Source organism: Planomonospora corallina (assembly GCF_042650625.1).
In the GTDB taxonomy this organism is placed as follows: Bacteria; Actinomycetota; Actinomycetes; order Streptosporangiales; family Streptosporangiaceae; genus Planomonospora_B; species Planomonospora_B corallina.
The window spans coordinates 36,551-52,738 of sequence record NZ_JBHSBM010000011.1 but is presented as its reverse complement, the minus strand read 5'-3'; the positions used below and the strand labels follow the sequence as shown (position 1 = coordinate 52,738).

13 protein-coding genes are annotated in these 16,188 nt (G+C 72.6%); 2 read left to right on the top strand and 11 right to left on the bottom strand.

What is annotated here, in order from left to right; translation table 11 throughout:
• Nucleotides 1-42 precede the first annotated feature (42 nt).
• The 9 genes from ACFOWE_RS05140 to ACFOWE_RS05100 form a co-directional block, all read right to left on the bottom strand.
• The gene (locus ACFOWE_RS05140; protein WP_377285746.1) at nt 43-696 is read right to left on the bottom strand and encodes a rhomboid family intramembrane serine protease; all 654 of its coding nucleotides are present in this window, start codon (nt 694-696) and stop codon (nt 43-45) included.
• A 250-nt stretch (nt 697-946) separates the two neighbouring features.
• Complete coding sequence (locus ACFOWE_RS05135; protein WP_377285744.1) at nt 947-1,735, bottom strand: crotonase/enoyl-CoA hydratase family protein; 789 nt, start codon at nt 1,733-1,735, stop codon at nt 947-949.
• An 8-nt stretch (nt 1,736-1,743) separates the two neighbouring features.
• On the bottom strand, nt 1,744-2,517 hold the full coding sequence (locus ACFOWE_RS05130) for an SDR family oxidoreductase (RefSeq protein WP_377285743.1): 774 nt from the start codon (nt 2,515-2,517) through the stop codon (nt 1,744-1,746).
• 110 nt (nt 2,518-2,627) lie between these two features.
• Nucleotides 2,628-2,966: an STAS domain-containing protein gene (locus ACFOWE_RS05125; protein ID WP_377285742.1), complete on the bottom strand. Its 339-nt coding sequence runs from the start codon at nt 2,964-2,966 to the stop codon at nt 2,628-2,630.
• A gap of 120 nt (nt 2,967-3,086) precedes the next feature.
• Nucleotides 3,087-3,818, bottom strand: a complete 732-nt coding sequence (locus tag ACFOWE_RS05120; RefSeq protein WP_377285741.1) for an energy-coupling factor ABC transporter ATP-binding protein — start codon at nt 3,816-3,818, stop codon at nt 3,087-3,089.
• A gap of 49 nt (nt 3,819-3,867) precedes the next feature.
• Entirely contained in the window at nt 3,868-4,632 is a 765-nt protein-coding gene (gene cbiQ, locus ACFOWE_RS05115) for a cobalt ECF transporter T component CbiQ (protein ID WP_377285740.1), read from the bottom strand.
• Nucleotides 4,633-4,672: 40 nt separating this feature from the next.
• Nucleotides 4,673-5,770, bottom strand: a complete 1,098-nt coding sequence (locus ACFOWE_RS05110; protein WP_377285738.1) for an energy-coupling factor ABC transporter permease — start codon at nt 5,768-5,770, stop codon at nt 4,673-4,675.
• A gap of 68 nt (nt 5,771-5,838) precedes the next feature.
• Entirely contained in the window at nt 5,839-7,785 is a 1,947-nt protein-coding gene (locus ACFOWE_RS05105; RefSeq protein WP_377285737.1) for a glycosyltransferase family 2 protein, read from the bottom strand.
• A gap of 18 nt (nt 7,786-7,803) precedes the next feature.
• Nucleotides 7,804-8,901, bottom strand: coding sequence for a glycosyltransferase family 2 protein (locus tag ACFOWE_RS05100; protein ID WP_377285735.1), 1,098 nt, complete (start codon nt 8,899-8,901; stop codon nt 7,804-7,806).
• 178 nt (nt 8,902-9,079) lie between these two features.
• Between ACFOWE_RS05100 and ACFOWE_RS05095 the strand changes: the two genes are divergently transcribed.
• Both ACFOWE_RS05095 and ACFOWE_RS05090 read left to right on the top strand, forming a co-directional pair.
• The gene (locus ACFOWE_RS05095; protein WP_377285733.1) at nt 9,080-9,397 is read left to right on the top strand and encodes a hypothetical protein; all 318 of its coding nucleotides are present in this window, start codon (nt 9,080-9,082) and stop codon (nt 9,395-9,397) included.
• A gap of 65 nt (nt 9,398-9,462) precedes the next feature.
• Nucleotides 9,463-12,213 (top strand): cation-translocating P-type ATPase, encoded by a 2,751-nt coding sequence (locus tag ACFOWE_RS05090; protein ID WP_377285732.1) that lies wholly within the window; start codon nt 9,463-9,465, stop codon nt 12,211-12,213.
• Nucleotides 12,214-12,231: 18 nt separating this feature from the next.
• Here the strand turns inward: ACFOWE_RS05090 and ACFOWE_RS05085 are convergent, their stop codons facing one another.
• Complete coding sequence (locus ACFOWE_RS05085; protein WP_377285730.1) at nt 12,232-13,485, bottom strand: ATP-binding protein; 1,254 nt, start codon at nt 13,483-13,485, stop codon at nt 12,232-12,234.
• A gap of 222 nt (nt 13,486-13,707) precedes the next feature.
• On the bottom strand, nt 13,708-15,975 hold the full coding sequence (locus tag ACFOWE_RS05080; RefSeq protein WP_377285729.1) for a pectinesterase family protein: 2,268 nt from the start codon (nt 15,973-15,975) through the stop codon (nt 13,708-13,710).
• Nucleotides 15,976-16,188 lie beyond the last annotated feature (213 nt).

The window sequence follows — 16,188 nt, the reverse complement described above, 5'->3', positions numbered from 1 at the left end:
TCCGGGCGGCGCGGGGCCGTTCCCATGCGGAGCCGTACGGGATCAGTACGGCGAGCCGTACGGCTCGACCGCGGGACGGCGGCGGCGCAGGACCCAGGCGGCCAGGACACCGCCGACCAGGCCGAACAGGTGGCCCTGCCAGGAGACGCCGGGCTGGGTGGGCAGCACGCCCCAGATGATCGAGTAGTAGGCCACCGCGACGCCGACGCCGATCACGATGTCGAGCGGGCGGCGGTCGAACAGGCCGCGGGCCACCACCAGCCCGAAGTAGCCGAAGACCAGGCCGCTCGCGCCGACCGTGACGAACCGCGGGTCGGTGGTGAGCCACACGCCCACCCCGCTGACCACGATGATGATCAGGCTCGCGGCCAGGAAGCGGCCCACCCCGCGCAGCGCCGCCAGGAAGCCCAGGACCAGCAGGGGCAGCGAGTTGGCCATCAGATGGGCGAAGTCGGCGTGCAGGAACGGGGCGAGGAAGATGCCGGCCAGGCCCTCCTCGTCCCAGGCGCGGATGCCGTAGACGTCGAAGCTGCCGGGCATCAGGTAGTCGGCGATCTCGACCGCCCACATGCCCGCGACCAGGAAGGCGACGAGCAGCGCGGCGCCGAGGGCCCCGGCCGCCAGGCTGCCCAGGCTGCGCCGCAGGCGCTCACCGGAGGATCGGCTGGACGGGGTCGTGCCCGGGTGGTCGTACATGCGCTCTCCTGGCCTCGCGAAGCCGTCTCGTGGGCCCATCTCCCGTGCCCACGCCGCACGCGCCCACACCTTCACCGTACGCACTGCCCGCCCGCCGTACGCGCCCGTGCGAAGCGTCATCCGCCCGCGAAGACGCGGACGGGCCGGGTGGCGCGCCTCGCGACGCGTCACCCGGCCCGTACGGCCGAAGCACAGGGGAGGCCCTGCGGGCCCGGGAGGAGGTCTCCGCGGACCCGCGGACGGCAAGCGGCTACTCGCCCCTCCACTGCGGAGCGCGCTTCTCGGCGAAGGCCGCCGCGCCCTCCATGGCGTCCTTGGAGCCGAACACCGGAGTGATGATCTCGCCCTGCTTCTTGAACATCTCGTCGAGGCTCCAGTCCGCGGACTCGACGATCACCCGCTTGGTCGCCGCGAGCGCCAGGGGGGCGTTCGCCGCGATCCGCTTGGCCAGCTCCACCGCCCGCTCCAGCGCGCCGCCGGCCGGCGTGAGGTGGTTGACCAGGCCCACCTCGTACAGCCGCGAGGCCGGGAAGTGGTCGCCGGTCAGGGCGATCTCCATCGCGATGTGGTACGGGATGCGCCGCGGCAGCCGCATCACGCCGCCCGCCCCGGCCACCAGGCCGCGCTTGGGCTCGGGGAGCCCGAACTTGGACTCCTCGGAGGCGATGATGATGTCGCAGGCCAGCGCCAGCTCGAAGCCGCCGGCCAGGGCGTACCCCTCGATCGCCGCGATGACGGGCTTGGCCGGCGGGGCCTCGGTGATGCCGCCGAACCCGCGGCCCTCGACGACCGGGAAGTCGCCGCTCAGGAAGCCCTTGAGGTCCATCCCCGCGCAGAACGTGCCGCCCGCGCCGGTCAGGACGTAGGCGGAGACGTCCTTGCGCTCCTCCAGCTCGTCCAGCGCCGCGGCGATGGCACGGGCCACGACGCCGTTGACGGCGTTCTTGGCCTTCGGACGGTTGATCATGATGACGGCGACGCCGCCGTCGACCTCGACGAGGACCTCGTCGGAGGCCGTTGCGGGAGAGGTGTCGGACACCGGGACTCCTACTTGGGCTGGAAGCGGATGCCGCCGTCGAAGCGGATGACTTCGGCGTTCATGTAGTCGTTCTCGATCAGCGCGCGCACCAGGTGGGCGAACTCGGCGGGCTGGCCCATGCGCTTGGGGAAGACGACCGGGGCGACCAGCTTGGCCTTGAACTCGTCGGCGTTGCCCGAGAAGCCGTAGATCGGGGTGTCGATGATGCCGGGGCAGATCGTGTTGACCCGGATGCCGACGGCGGCCAGGTCGCGGGCGGCCGGAACGGTCATGCCGACGATGCCGCCCTTGGAGGCGGAGTACGCCACCTGGCCGGTCTGGCCCTCCAGCGCCGCCACGGAGGCGGTGTTGATGACCACGCCGCGCAGGCCGTCGGCGTCGACCGGCTCGGTCTTGGCGATGGCCGCGGCGCCGATGCGCATGAGGTTGAAGGTGCCGATCAGGTTGACGTCGATCACCTTGCGGTAGGACGCCAGGTCGTGCGGCGAGCCGTCGCGGTTCACCGTGCGGGTGGCCCAGCCGATGCCCGCGCTGTTCACCACGACGCGCAGCGGCTTGCCGGTGGCCACCGCGGCGTCCACCGCGGCCTGCACCTGCTCCTCGTCGGACACGTCGGTCTTGACGAACACGCCGCCCAGCTCGTCGGCGAGGGCCTTGCCGCGCTCCTCGTTCAGGTCGGCGATGACGACGGTCACGCCGTGCGCGGCCAGATCGCGGGCCGTGGCCTCGCCGAGGCCGCTGGCACCGCCCGAGATGATTGCTGCTGCTCCGTTCAGGTCCATGAGCGGACTTTAACGCGGATACCGAATGAAGTTCTACTCGGGGTGGGTAAATCTCGTCCGCGGAATGCGCACGCCTGGATCTTCCCGGTGCCGGGCACGCGGGGGACGGGTCAGATCTCGCCCACGGCGGTGGAGACGTCGGGATAGACCTTGATGCGGCGGTCGAGACCGGTCGTGCGCAGGATCCGCGCCACCGGCGGCTGGGGCGCGGCGAGGGCCACGCCGCCGCCCTGGCCCGTGGCCAGCCGCCACGCCTCGATCAGCACCGACAGCCCGCTGGAGTCCATGAACGACAGCGCGGTCAGGTCGAGCACCAGCCGGGCGCCGTCGAGCTTGATCGCCTCCCGGACCTCGTCACGCAGGAAGGGCGCGGTGAACAGGTCGAGCTCCCCCTCGACCGCCACCACCACGGCGTCGCCGACCGTCCGGCGAGCCAGCCGTAGTTTCATCTGTCCTCCTCAGCGCCGTAAGAGGCAGACCTACTTTACTTCGGCATCGCCCCATGCGTGCTCGTACGACCCGCTGATCCGCATCGGCTCCCGCGGGGACCCGCCCGTGCCGTCCGCCCCTCAGCCCACGGTGAAACCGTACGGCAGCTCCAGCCGGTGCGCGGCCAGCAGCTCGGCATCGGCCAGGATCTCCCGGGTCGGCCCGTCGGCGGCGATCACGCCGCCGGAGAGGATGAGGGAGCGCTCGCACAGCTCCAGGGCGTACGGCAGGTCGTGGGTGACCATCAGCACGGTCACGTCGAGGCTCCGCAGGATCTCGGCGAGCTCGCGGCGCGAGGCCGGGTCGAGGTTGGACGACGGCTCGTCCAGCACGAGGATCTCCGGCTCCATCGCCAGGACGGTCGCCACCGCCACCCGGCGGCGCTGGCCGAAGGACAGGTGGTGCGGGGGCCGGTCGATCGCCTCCAGCATGCCGACCCGCTCCAGCGCGTCCTTGACCCGCTGCTGGAGCTCCTCGCCGCGCACGCCCATGTTCGCCGGGCCGAAGGCGACGTCCTCGCGGACGGTCGGCATGAAGAGCTGGTCGTCGGGGTCCTGGAAGACGAGGCCGACCCTGCGCCGGATCTCCATCAGGGAGTCCCCGCCGACCGGCAGGCCCGCCACGGTCACCGTGCCGTGCCCGGCGGTCAGGATGCCGTTGAGGTGCAGCACGAGGGTGGTCTTGCCCGCGCCGTTCGGGCCGAGCAGCGCGACCCGCTCCCCGCGCTCGATCCGGAGGTCCACTCCGAACAGGGCCTGCGTCCCGTCGGGGTAGGCGTAGGCCAGCCGGCTCACCTCCAGCGACGCCGCCATGCCGCCCCCTCGTGCCCCGTCGTGTCCTGCCGCGGCCTGCCGTGCCCCGTCATGCCAGCGCCCACGCGCCGAGCAGTGCCGCCAGCGCCGCACCCGGCAGCGTACCGGCCAGCAGCCACTGCCGCGCCGGGGCGGACAGGTCGGTCAGCACCGGCATCGTGCCGGTGTAGCCGCGGCTCAGCATGGCCAGGTGGACCCGTTCGCCCCGCTCGTAGGAGCGGATGAACAGCGCCCCGGCCGAGCGGGCGACGACCGGGACGTGCCGGACGTCGCGGGCGGTGAAGCCCCGCGCCTCCCTGGCCACCCGCATCCGGCGCATCTCTCCGGCGATCACGTCGAGGTAGCGCACCATGAACATGGCGATCTGCACCAGCAGCGGCGGCAACCGCAGGCGCTGCGCGCCCAGCAGCAGCAGCCGGGGCTCGGTGGTGGCCGCCAGCAGGATGCTCGCGGCCACGCCCAGGGTGGCCTTGGCCAGGATGTTCCAGGCGGCCCACAGGCCCGGCAGGCTGAGCGAGAGCCCGGCGACCGCCACCCGCTCGCCCGTGCCGATGAACGGGATCGCCAGCGCGAACACCACGAACGGCAGCTCGATCACCATCCGGCGCAGCACGAAGCCGGGCGGGATCCGCGCGACGGCGGCCACCGCCGCCAGCAGCAGCGCGTACACCGCGAACGCGGCGAACCACTCGCGCGGCGTGGCCACCACCGTCAGGGCGAACGCGGCGACCGCCGCCAGCTTGCACTGGGGCGCCAGGCGGTGGACGGGCGTGTCGCCCGGCCGGTGGATCCGGTGGTGGTGGCCGGCGCTCATCGGGAGCGGCTTCCCGCACCCGCCTGCCGCAGGGCGGGCATCAGGCCGTGACCTCGTCGACCTCGCCGACCTTGTCGGCCCCGTCGGCCCCGCGGGTCCCGTCGGCCTTGTCGGCCCCGCGGGTCCCGGCCGGCGCGGCGGCCTTCCGGCGGCGCGCGGCGTACGCGACGGCCCCGGAGACGGCCAGCGTGATCACGACGCCGATGACCCCGGCGACGCCGACCGGGACGCCGCCTGCCTCGCCGTAGTCGGCCAGCGACCAGGTGCCGAGCGCGTGGTCGCCCGCCCGGTCGAGGAAGCCCTGGTCGTCGGCGACCTTCTCCAGCCCGTCGGGGTCGCCGGAGGCGAAGAACGAGACCGCGCCGGCCAGCACCAGCGTCAGCGCGGTGCCGGCCAGCAGGAAGGGCCGCGCCGGGCTCGGGGAGGCCTTCGGCGCGGGCGCGGCGGGGACCACCGTGCTCTCGCCGCCGGCGCCGCGCAGCACCAGCGGGGCGGCCAGGCCGCGCGCGCCGTACACCAGGTCGGGCCGGGTGGCGAGCACGGTGCCGACGGTGACGGCGGTGATCAGGCCCTCGCCGATGCCGATGAGCACGTGCACGCCGCCCATCGCGGCGGCGACCGTGCCGATCTCGATGGGCGCGGTGCCGCCGATCCAGAACAGCAGCGTGAACGCCAGCGCCGAGGCGGGCACGGAGACCAGCGCGGCGGCGAACGAGGCGGCGGTGACCGCGGCGCGGCCCCGCGCGACCCTGGTGATCAGGCGGAAGACGCCCCAGCCGGTCAGGACGGTGACCAGTCCCATGAGCGTGATGTTGACGCCCAGCGCGGTCAGCCCGCCGTCGGCGAAGAAGAAGCCCTGCACGAGCAGGACCACCGCCATGCACAGCACCGCCGCGTACGGTCCGACGAGTATCGCGGCCAGCGCCCCGCCGAGGAGGTGGCCGCTGGTGCCCGCGGCGACCGGGAAGTTGAGCATCTGGACGGCGAAGACGAAGGCGGCGACCAGGCCGACCATGGGCGCGGTGCGGTCGTCGAGCTCGCGGCGGGCGCCCCGCAGGCAGACCGCGACCCCGGCGGCGGCCACCGCCGCCGTCGAGACGGATACGGCGACGTTGAAGAAACCGTCAGGAACGTGCACGACAAGCCTCCGGTGGGGGTATGTGCCCCCACTTTAAGCCATGGGCTTGTTGTTGCAACGAAGTGGCATTAACGGACGATCCTCCCGAGCAGGACACTCAGCGGAACGGCCCTGACCACCACGCTGAGCCGCCCCTTGCCCACCGTGGCGTAGGGCTTGGCGGTCCACCGGACCGGCCCGCGCCACCAGGCCCGCGCCGGCGCGACCAGCTCCGTCGCCGCCTCGATCCGCAGGCGCGCCCCGGGGCCGCCCAGATCCAGCTCCAGGCAGGCGTCCCAGGTGCCCGGGCCCAGCCGGGCGAGCGCCTGCCGGGCCGTGAACGAGCCGTCCACCCGGGCCTCGACCGGGACGTGCCGCTCCCGCCCGGAGCGCCGCTCCCGCCACACCAGGCGGCGTACGGCCCCAGGCGGGGCGGGCGCCGCGCAGACCGCCGCCCGGCCGTCGACCACCAGCCGGTGCCCGGCCGCCCAGCGCGTCCCGGTCAGCCGGGCCAGGGCGGGGGCCGCGACCACGTGCCCGCCCACGTCGATGCTGAGGTTGTCGTACGGGCGGGTGAAATAGGGCAGGGCGATCACCGCTCCGGCCATCCGGGGCTCCGGCCGGACGATCCGCCGGTCCCGCTCCGCGCCCAGCCGCGCCGTACGGACGACCCCCTCGCACTCGACGGCCACGTGGACGTCCCAGACGCCGGAGGACAGCGCGGCGACGTCGATCACTCCGGCGAACTCCGCGCCGTCCCAGGCCACCGGGACGGTGATCTCGGCCGGCGGCGGCCCCGGCGGCCCCGACGGCTCCGGAACCTCCGGCGTCCCCGGCGGCCCCTCGGCCCGGCGGGGGCGGAGCAGCAGCGTGACGCCGTCCACGGCGAGCCGGACGGCCGCGTCCGCGGCCTCCAGGGCCAGGCGGCCGGCGAGGGCCAGGCGGGTCGTGCCGGCCTCCCAGCGCAGCTCCAGCAGCTGCCTGCGGACCGCGGCCGACTCGATGTGCGCCAGCCGTACGAGGCGGTCGATGTCCTCCAGCGCGGCGAGCCGGCCCCGGTCGACCGGGCCGAGCCGCTCCCGCACCCCGTCGGTCAGCCAGTCCTCGCAGAGTTCGGCCACCTCCGCGGCGATCTCCTTGCGCTCGACCTCGCCGGCCGCCAGGAACGGCCTGCCGAGGTGGGCCAGGGCGTCCAGCCGCAGGTGGCGCCGGAGCAGGTGGTCGCGGAGCGGGCCCGGCCGCACGTGCGCGGCCACCAGCTCGATCGGCCGCCGGATCATCCGCATCCAGGAGACCGGGTCGCGGCTCCCCTTCCGCTGCATGATGCTCGTCCCGTCGGGCCGGTCGACCAGGTGGTAGCAGTCGTAGTCGGCCACCACGGAGATCACCTCGGCGTGGCAGTAGGCGTGGGCGGTGAAGACGATGTCCTCGCCGACCAGGAGCGTCTCGTCGAAGCGGATGCGGTGCCGCTCCAGCAGCCGGCGGCGGAACAGCTTGAAGCAGCACAGGCTGTTGTAGACGGCGCTGTCGTCCAGGGAGACCCGCTCGGCGTTCTCACCGAACATGGAGGCCGGCGCCCGGCGCCCGTGGCCGGCGATCCTCCCCAGGACGATGTCCGAGCCGTTGCGCTCGGCCATCGCGAGCATGCGCTCCAGCGCCTCCTCGCCGAGGTAGTCGTCGGCGTCGCAGAAGAACACGTACCGCCCGCGGGCCAGGGACAGGCCGGTGTTGCGCGGGCGGCCGGCGCCTCCCGAGGCCGCCTGGTGCACGACCCGGACGGTCCCCGGATGGCAGGCGGCGTAGAGGTCGGCCAGCTCGCCGCCGCCGTCGGTGGAGCCGTCGTCCACCACGACGATCTCCTTGGCGACCCGCTGGACGAGGATCGAGGTGAGGCAGCGGTCGAGGTAGGGGCGGCAGTCGTGGAGGGGGACGATCACGCTCACGTCGACGGCCGGGCGCACGGTGCGCGCCTCGACCACCTCCGCCGTCCCGCCGCCACGCCCCGTACGGACTCGCTGGAGGATCGTTCGCGCCACCGCCGTGCTCCTCGTCGGTCACATCGCGCTTACACCGCGCTTCAGTATGTGACGAAGAGCGGCTCGCGCGTGGGCGATCCATCCGGTTGGCCCGCCCTCCCGGACGCCGGGATCGCCGCGCCCGGCGGGAAAGAGCCGGTTCGTACGGGTTGCGCCCGTGACGGCGTCCAACTCTCGGTGGAGACCGCGGCGGACGCAGTGGGCGAGCAGGACCTCCCTCGGCGGGAGACGGTCCAGGATCCAGCCGGTCAGCCAGCGCTCGACGATCGGCCGGGCCGCCTCGGCCGCCCGCCGCCTCGTCCGGCGGTCGAGGTCGCGCCACCCCGGCCCGAAGGCGCCGAACACCTCGCACCTGAAGTGCCGCCGCATCAGCCGGTCCCGGTCGGCGCCCGGCGCGGTGTGCCGCTCGACCAGCTCCATCATCTCCGCGGCCTGCGCGAGCCGCTCCAGCGGGCGCGGCCCGGACCTCGTCACGTTGCGCACGCCCTCGCGGTAGGTCAGGTAGTAGCAGTCGTAGTCGGCCACCACGGAGATCGCCCGGGCGTTGAAGTAGGCCAGCGCGGTGAAGGGCTGGTCCTCGCCCGTGCGCACGCCCTCGGGGAAGCGCAGGCCGCAGCGCTCGACCAGTTCGCGCCGGAAGAGCTTCTGCGCCGAGAGCGTGTAGTAGACGCCGTCCCGGAACAGGTCGGCCCGCTCCCGGTTGCGGGTGAACGCGGCCCTCGGCACCCGGCGCCCGCCCACTCCGGCCATCCGGCCGAGCACCACGTCCGAGCCGTTCCGCTCGGCGGCGGCCACCATGCGCTCCAGCGCCTGCGGGCCCAGGTAGTCGTCGGAGTCGAGGAAGAAGACGTAGCGTCCCCGCGCCAGGCCGAGCCCGGTGTTGCGGGGCCCGCCGGGCCCCCCGGAGTTCGGCCGGCGCACCACCGTGATCTCGCGGTACTTCTCCGCGTACCGGTCGAGCACGGCGTAGCTGCCGTCGGTCGAGCCGTCGTCGACCGCGACGACCTGGAGGTTCTCCAGCCCGAGGCTCTGCCCGACCACCGAGTCGAGGCACTCCCCCACGTACGCCTCGACGTCGCGGACGGCGATCACCACCGAGACCACGGGAACGTCCACGCCCTCACCCCCCGACCGCTTCCGTACGTCGGGGTGCCCGGGGCGCGGCACGGCGATCCCCGTCATGACCGAACCGGGAACCTCCTCGGCGCGGCCAGGACGGGCGCAGGACGACCGCGGAGCGTTCCACGGCGAATTCGCGAGATAGATCTAGCACATATCGGGCATGCGGCCATGCATGGGTGAGCGTTCAGAGGACTTCGACGTCAGCGCGGACGACTTCGGGAACGGTCATGGGCACCGGCGCGGGGACCTGGACAAACTGGCCGTCGGCCTGGCCATCTCGGAGGCGCTGGCCAACCACGGCCACCACGCCCTGGCCAACGCGCACAGGTCCGCCGCCGACTCCCACCGGATGCTGGCCGAGGCCCGCGCCGGGGACGTCGCCGAGCACCGGGACCTGGAGGAGTGGCACCGCTGGTGCGCCGTGGTCGAGAGCCAGCTCGCGGACGAGGCCGACCGGCGGACACCCACCCGGCGGAACCGGGACGAATAGGGGCGGGCCCGCGGCGAGGGGGTGCCGCGGGCCACCCGCGTCCCGCACCGGAGATGATGATGACCATGACCCGACCGGCCGGCTCCGCCCCGCCCCCCTGGCACGCGCTTCCCCCCTCCGACGTCGCCGCCGAGCTCGGCGTGGACCCGCACTCCGGGCTCTCCTCCGCGGAGGCCGCCCGGCGGCTGGAGAGGCACGGCCCCAACCAGCTCGCCGAGGCGCCCCGCGAGCCGCGCTGGCACGCCTTCCTGCGGCAGTTCCAGGATCTGATGATCATCATCCTGCTGGTCGCCGCCGTGGTCAGCGTGGTGGTGGTGCGCGAGTGGGAGACCCCCGCCGCGATCGTCCTGGTGGTGCTGCTCAACGCGACCATCGGGTTCGTCCAGGAGTCCCGCGCCGAGGCCTCGCTGGAGGCCCTGCGGAAGATGAGCACCACGACGGCGACCGTCCGGCGCGACGGCCGGACCCTGCGCCTGGACGCCCACGACCTCGTCCCCGGCGACGTCGTGGTGGTGGAGGCCGGCGACCGGATCCCCGCCGACGGGCGGCTGGTCTCCTCGGCCTCCCTGGAGGTGCAGGAGTCCGCCCTCACCGGGGAGGCGCTGGCCGCCCACAAGTCCGCGGGCTCGCGGGTCGACGCGGACGCGCCGCTGGCGGACCGGGCGACCGCGGTCTTCATGAACACCTCGGTCACCCGGGGCCGGGGGGAGATGCTGGTCACCGCCACCGGCATGGCCACCGAGACCGGTCACATCGCCGGCATGCTCACCGGCGCCAAGCCGGAGCCGACCCCGCTGCAGCGCCAGATCGACACGCTGAGCCGGACCCTGGCGCTCGTGGCGGGCGTCGTCGTCCTCGTCGTGGCCGTCCTGGGAGTGGTGCGCGGGCAGGAGTTCGGGGAGCTGTTCGTCACCGCCGTCTCCCTCGCCGTCGCCGCCATCCCCGAGGGACTGCCCGCCGTGGTCGCGTTCACCCTCGCGATGGGGACCGGCCGGCTCGCCCGGCGCGGCGCCATCGTCAAGAAGCTGGCCTCGGTGGAGACCCTCGGCAGCACCTCGCAGATCTGCACCGACAAGACCGGCACCCTGACGCTGAACGAGATGACCGCCCGGGAGCTGATCGTGGCCGGCCGGCGGTTCACCGTCTCCGGCCGGGGCTACTCCACCGAGGGGCGGATCCGGACCACCGACGGGACGCCGCTCCCGGCCACCCTGGACGAGGCGCTGCTGGCCATGGCCCTGTGCACGGACGCGGTGCTGCGCGACGGCGAGGTGGTCGGCGACCCCACCGAGGGGGCCCTGGTGGTGCTCGCGGAGAAGGGCGGCATCGACGTCGCGGCCCTGCGCGAGGAGCGCCCCCGGCTGCTGGAGATCCCGTTCGACTCCGACCACAAGTTCATGGCGACCTTCCACCGCTGGACGGACGAGGACGGCCGCGAGATCGTCCGCTGCTTCGTCAAGGGCGCCCCGGACGTCCTGGCGGCGCGGGCCACCCTGCACCTCGGGGAGGAGGGGACGGCCGCCTTCGACGAGGCGGCCCGCGAGCGGTACGAGCGGGCCAACGCCGAGCTGGCCGGGCAGGGCATGCGGGTCATGGCCGTGGGCGGGGAGGACTTCCCCGCCGAGGGCTTCGACCCCGGCGACGACCCGAAGCTGCTGCTCGACCGGATCAGGCTGTTCGCCCTGGTCGGCATCGTCGATCCGCCGCGCCCGGAGGCGCGGCAGGCCATCGCGGAGTGCCACGACGCGGGCATCCGGGTCCGGATGATCACCGGGGACCACGCGGTGACGGCCGGGGCCATCGCCGGCGAACTGGGCATCCCGGGCGGGGCCGTCACCGGCGCCGAGCTCGACCGGATCTCCGACGACGCCGAGCTGGCCCGCCGGCTGGACGAGGTCGGCGTCATCGCGCGGGTCTCCCCCGCGCACAAGATCCGGATCGTCCGCGCCCTGCAGGGCCGCGGGGACGTGGTCGCGATGACCGGGGACGGGGTCAACGACGCCCCAGCCTTGCGCAAGGCCGACATCGGCGTCGCGATGGGGATCACCGGGACGGAGGTGACCAAGGAGGCGGCGACGATGGTCCTGACCGACGACAACTTCGCCACGATCGTCGGCGCCGTCCGCGAGGGCCGCGGCATCTACGACAACATCGTCAAGTTCACCCGGTTCCAGGTCTCGACCGCGCTGGGGTTCGTGCTGACGTTCCTCGTCGCGTCGGCGGCCGGGATCGCCGGCGGCGCGCCGTTCACCGCGCTGCAGATCCTCTTCGTGAACCTGGTCATGGACGGCCCCCCGGCGATGTCGCTCGGCGTCGATCCGGTCAGCCACGACGCGATGAGCCGGCCGCCCCGCCCGGCGCGGGAGCGGATCCTCACCACGGAGCGGCTCGTCCGGATCCTGCTGGCCAGCTCCGTGATGGCGGCGGGCACGCTCGCCGTCCTCGCCCTGGCGCCCGGCCCCGTGCCGGGCCTGGGCCAGGCCAGTGTGGCGGGCACGATGGCCTTCGTCACCTTCGTGTTCTTCCAGGCCTTCAACCTGCTGAACGTGCGGAACGACCTCCGCTCCGTCTTCAGCCGCGAGACCTTCGAGAACCCCTCCGCCTTCGTCGCCACCGCCGCCGTCGTCGTCCTGCTGGTGCTCGTCGTCGAGATGGACGTCCTGCACGGCTTCTTCAGCACCACCGACCTCTCCTCGGAGCAGTGGCTGGTCTGCGCGGCCGTCGGCTCGGTGATCCTGTGGGCCGGCGAGCTCGTCAAGGTCGTGCTCCGCAGGATCCACCGCCGGGACCTGCCCGCCGCGGCCTCCCCCGCGTGACGGCGCCGGGACGATGGGCTATCTGTCCCAGAGAGCGCTGATGGGCAGGGCGGTCAGCCTGTCCCCGAAGGACAGCGACCTCGCCCCGGTGTAGAAGACGAATCCGTGGACGAAGTCCTCGCCGAGGTTGTCGCGGAGCTCCGCGAGCCCCCGGAAGTCCCTCTGGTCGATGGAGTCGGTCGCCTTCGCCTCCACGCCGACGACGCGGCCGTTGTTCCGTTCGAGGACGAGGTCCACCTCTGCGCCCTGGCTGATCCGCCAATGGTGGAGCCCGACGCGGAACGGCGCCCAGGTGGCCTGCTTGGCGATCTCGTTCGCGATGAACGACTCGACGAGCGGTCCCCGCGCGGGCGACACCCGGGCGGCGAGGCCGTCGGCGTCCACTCCGATCAGGTGGGCGGCCAGCCCCGTGTCGGTGACGTGCAGCTTGGGGCGTCGGATCGCCCGCGCCACGAGATTCCGGGACCAGGCCGGGACCTGGCGGACCAGGAAGACTGTCTCCAGCAGGCCGAGGTAGCGGGTGACCGTGGTGCGGTGGAGTTGGAGATCACTGCCGATCTTGGCCATGTTCGGCTCCTGCGCTGTGCTCGCCGCGACGATGCCGAGCAGCTGCCGGAGGTTGCTCGGTTCCTCGATCCGCGCCATCTCCCGGACGTCGGTGTCGATGATCGACTGGACATAGGTGCGGTACCACCCGTCCCGGGTGAGTTCCGACCGCATTCCGACGACCTCCGGATAGAACCCCCGGCAGATCAGCTCGAAGTAGTCCCGCCGGCCGTACTCGCTGAGCGACGGGGACCGCAGCGACTCGGGGTCGTCGAATGCCGTGACGAGGAAGGGCTCGCCCGACCCCGCGAGTTCCTCCTGGGCGAAGGGCCAGATCTCCAGGATGCCCGCGCGGCCGGCGAGCGACTCGCTCAGCGAGGGCGTGGACAGGAATCTCGTCGAGCCGGCCAGGACGAACTGTCCTCGCCCGGTCTCCCGATCGACCTCCGCCTTGATGGCGAGGATGAGGTCGTCTCCACCCCGCTGGATCTCATCGATCATCATCGGGCGGGAACCGTCGGCGATGAAGGCCAAGGGATCGGCCTGGGCGGCCGATCTCAGCGGACCGTCGTCCAGCGTGAGGTAGGTTCCCCGCCTTCCCCTGTTGAGCTGCTGGAGCAAGGTCGTCTTCCCCGACTGCCTGGGGCCGTTGACGATCACCACCCTGAAGGCGTCGAGGAACTCCTCAGCATGCCCTGTCACATGACGGGCGACCAGCTCCGACATGGTGATCCACCTTCCGCCGTCAGATCGCCCCGACGTCCGGCCGACATTTCACGGGGCTTCGAACCGACAGAGTACAGACGTCCAATCGACACTTGACGGGAACTGCAACCGACAGTCCACGGCCTGTCGACCGACATTCGACGGATCCGTCAGCGGACGGTTCACGCCCGCGGCCCGCACCCGGGTGGGGTCGGGTGCGGGCCGCGGGGGGTTTCCGGCGGATCAGCGGAGGTGGCCCGCTCCCGCCTTCGCGGGGACGGTCTGGGCGACCTTCTGGGCAGGGTCGATCTTGGTGAACAGGGTGGGCGTCCAGCCCGCGTCGGAGCCGAGGGAGGCGCCGGTGGCCGCGTTGTGGGCGGCCACCAGGTCGACCGGCCTGCCGTCGACCAGGTTGTCCCTGGCGGTGACCGCGGTGCCCTTGAAGACCGACAGGACCTTCTCGGCCGGGATGCCGCTGAAGGCGTTGGCCTGCACGTAGGCCTTCGACTCGGCGCCCACGCCGACGCTGTACAGGTAGTCGTCACCACCCGTGTAGTAGTTGTTGTAGATGTGCACCTGGCCGAAGCGCACCCGCGGGGTCCGCTGGCCGAGGCCCTCGAAGAAGTTGTGGTGGAGCGTGACCTTGAGCTTGTCGGTCTCGTTGTACCGGGTGCCGTTGTCGGTGTTGCCGATCAGCGTCACCTTGTCGTGGTTGCTCAGGTGGTTCCACGACATCGTCACGTAGTTCGAGCCGCGCACCACGTCGAGCAGGCCGTCGTGGACCTGGTACGGCTGGCCGAAGTAGCTCGGCTGGCCGGAGTCGGGGTTGTCACCGTCGTTGAGGGTGTTGTGGTCCAGCCAGACGTGCGTGGAGCCGGAGATCTCGATGTTGTCGAAGGAGGCGTTCCACGCGCCCTGCTCACCGTCGGTCGGGTCCCACTGCGGGAAGCAGTCGGAGGTGTCGGTGATGGTGAGGTTGCGGATGATGACGTTGTCGGCGTTCGCGACCCGGATGCCGAAGCTCTTCAGCGCGGCGTCGCGGCCCAGGCCGACCAGGGTGACGTTGGAGCCGAGGATGATGGTGACGTGCTCGGCCATCTTGTTGTAGGAGGCCACGCGGGCGTCCTCCAGCGGGCCTGAGGGCACCTTGTCCCTGCCCCAGACCGCCGGGTCGTAGGCGGCCAGGTAGGCCGCCAGGCTGTAGCCGTTCACCGCGTAGCCGGCGCAGGTGAGGGGGTTGCCCGCGTCGTCGGTGTCGGCGTCGATGGCGCCCTTCACATAGATGATCTTCGGGGTGTTGTCGGCGGGGTCGCCGAGCGCCGCGCGCAGCTGCGCCCGGGTGGAGACGGTGTAGACGTTCTCCGGGCGGGCGGCCGAGCCGCCGGTGGTGCCGGCGCCCTCGGCGGCCCAGCCGTCGTTCTCGGGCAGCACCTGGCGGCCGAGCTGCTTGTCGGAGAAGGAGGGGAAGCTGCGGAAGGGGTCCCAGCCGTCGTTCCCCCTCAGGTAGTCCTCCGGGTCGTGCTGCCCGGCCTGCTCCCTGGTCAGCTGCGGCCGGTCGTCGTTCACGGCCGCGCCGGGACCGCGGTTGAGGTACTCCGCCAGGCGGGCCTCGCGCCAGTTCAGGCCGGACATGTCGGTCCAGGGCGCGTCCTTGAAGTGCTGGCCGAGCCAGGACTCGCGGATCACGACCTGGCCCCGGGCGGTGGCCGAGCCGCCGGCCGGCCACGGGCGGCCCAGGTGGACGGTCTTGGCGGGGGCGTCGCTGACCAGGTGGCTGCGGTAGATCATGAAGCCGTAGGGGTTGGACAGCTCGGTGCTGGCGGCGGTCACGTAGCCGTTGTTGCCGTCGGCGGCGCCCCGGCTGAGAGACTTGATCACGCAGTTGTGGAAGAGCGCGGTGGCGCGGCCGAAGATGAAGTCGACGTCGCCCTCGACGTAGCAGTCGCGGTAGTACTGCCGGGCCGTGGTGGTGGCGCTGGCGGTGTTGGCGTAGAGGGTGTCCTGGTTGCCGATGAAGCGGACGTTCTCGTAGACCTGCCGGTCGCCGGTGGTCCGCACGGCCACGGCCTGGCTGTTGCCCTTGGCGGCCTCGTCGTAGGAGTTCTCGAAGGTGAGGTTGCGGGCGGTGAAGTCCGGCGCGCTGATCACGTAGGAGGCGCTGCCCGAGGTGCCGTAGGTGCCCGAGCCGTCCGGCTTGGGGGTGGAGGCGGCGGCGTCGTAGGTGAGCACGACCTTGCGCGGGTCGGAGGTGTCGCCGACCAGCGAGATGTACGGCTTGTCCGCCGGGATGACCACCTGCTGCTTGTAGGTGCCCTCGCGGACCAGGATGGTGACGGGCTTGGCGTTGCCGGCGGGGACGGCGTTGACGGCGTCCTGCACGGTCCTGTGGTCCCCGGAGCCGTCGGCGGCGACCACGATGGTGGCGGGAGACGGCTTGACCTCGGCCAGGGCCGGTGCGGCCGTGGCGGCGACGGCCAGAGCGATCACCGGTACGGATAACAGAAGTCGCATGCTGCAACCTTGCGTGGGGGGAGTGTGGCAATCGGTTGCAAGAAACGGTGGCGCAATCCACCGTTAACGTCAATAGTCCTGGAGGAAAAGGCTTTCCCTGCTACAAAGGGTTGCATAACCGTGCCGGATCACGGGCATGCCGACGGCCCCGGGGACGCAGGATCCCCCGGGGCCGGCCGGCTGTGCGCGGCCGGGGCGGTGCAGGGCGCCCCG

Excerpts from the sequence above, each read along its gene's own strand:
- ACFOWE_RS05080 (WP_377285729.1), bottom strand. The coding sequence starts at position 15,975 with ATGCGACTTCTGTTATCCGTACCGGTGATCGCTCTGGCCGTCGCCGCC.
- ACFOWE_RS05125 (WP_377285742.1), bottom strand. The coding sequence starts at position 2,966 with ATGAAACTACGGCTGGCTCGCCGGACGGTCGGCGACGCCGTGGTGGTG.
- ACFOWE_RS05085 (WP_377285730.1), bottom strand. The coding sequence starts at position 13,485 with ATGTCGGAGCTGGTCGCCCGTCATGTGACAGGGCATGCTGAGGAGTTC.
- ACFOWE_RS05120 (WP_377285741.1), bottom strand. The coding sequence starts at position 3,818 with ATGGCGGCGTCGCTGGAGGTGAGCCGGCTGGCCTACGCCTACCCCGAC.
- cbiQ (WP_377285740.1), bottom strand. The coding sequence starts at position 4,632 with ATGAGCGCCGGCCACCACCACCGGATCCACCGGCCGGGCGACACGCCC.
- ACFOWE_RS05130 (WP_377285743.1), bottom strand. The coding sequence starts at position 2,517 with ATGGACCTGAACGGAGCAGCAGCAATCATCTCGGGCGGTGCCAGCGGC.
- ACFOWE_RS05090 (WP_377285732.1), top strand. The coding sequence starts at position 9,463 with ATGACCCGACCGGCCGGCTCCGCCCCGCCCCCCTGGCACGCGCTTCCC.
- ACFOWE_RS05140 (WP_377285746.1), bottom strand. The coding sequence starts at position 696 with ATGTACGACCACCCGGGCACGACCCCGTCCAGCCGATCCTCCGGTGAG.
- ACFOWE_RS05095 (WP_377285733.1), top strand. The coding sequence starts at position 9,080 with ATGGGTGAGCGTTCAGAGGACTTCGACGTCAGCGCGGACGACTTCGGG.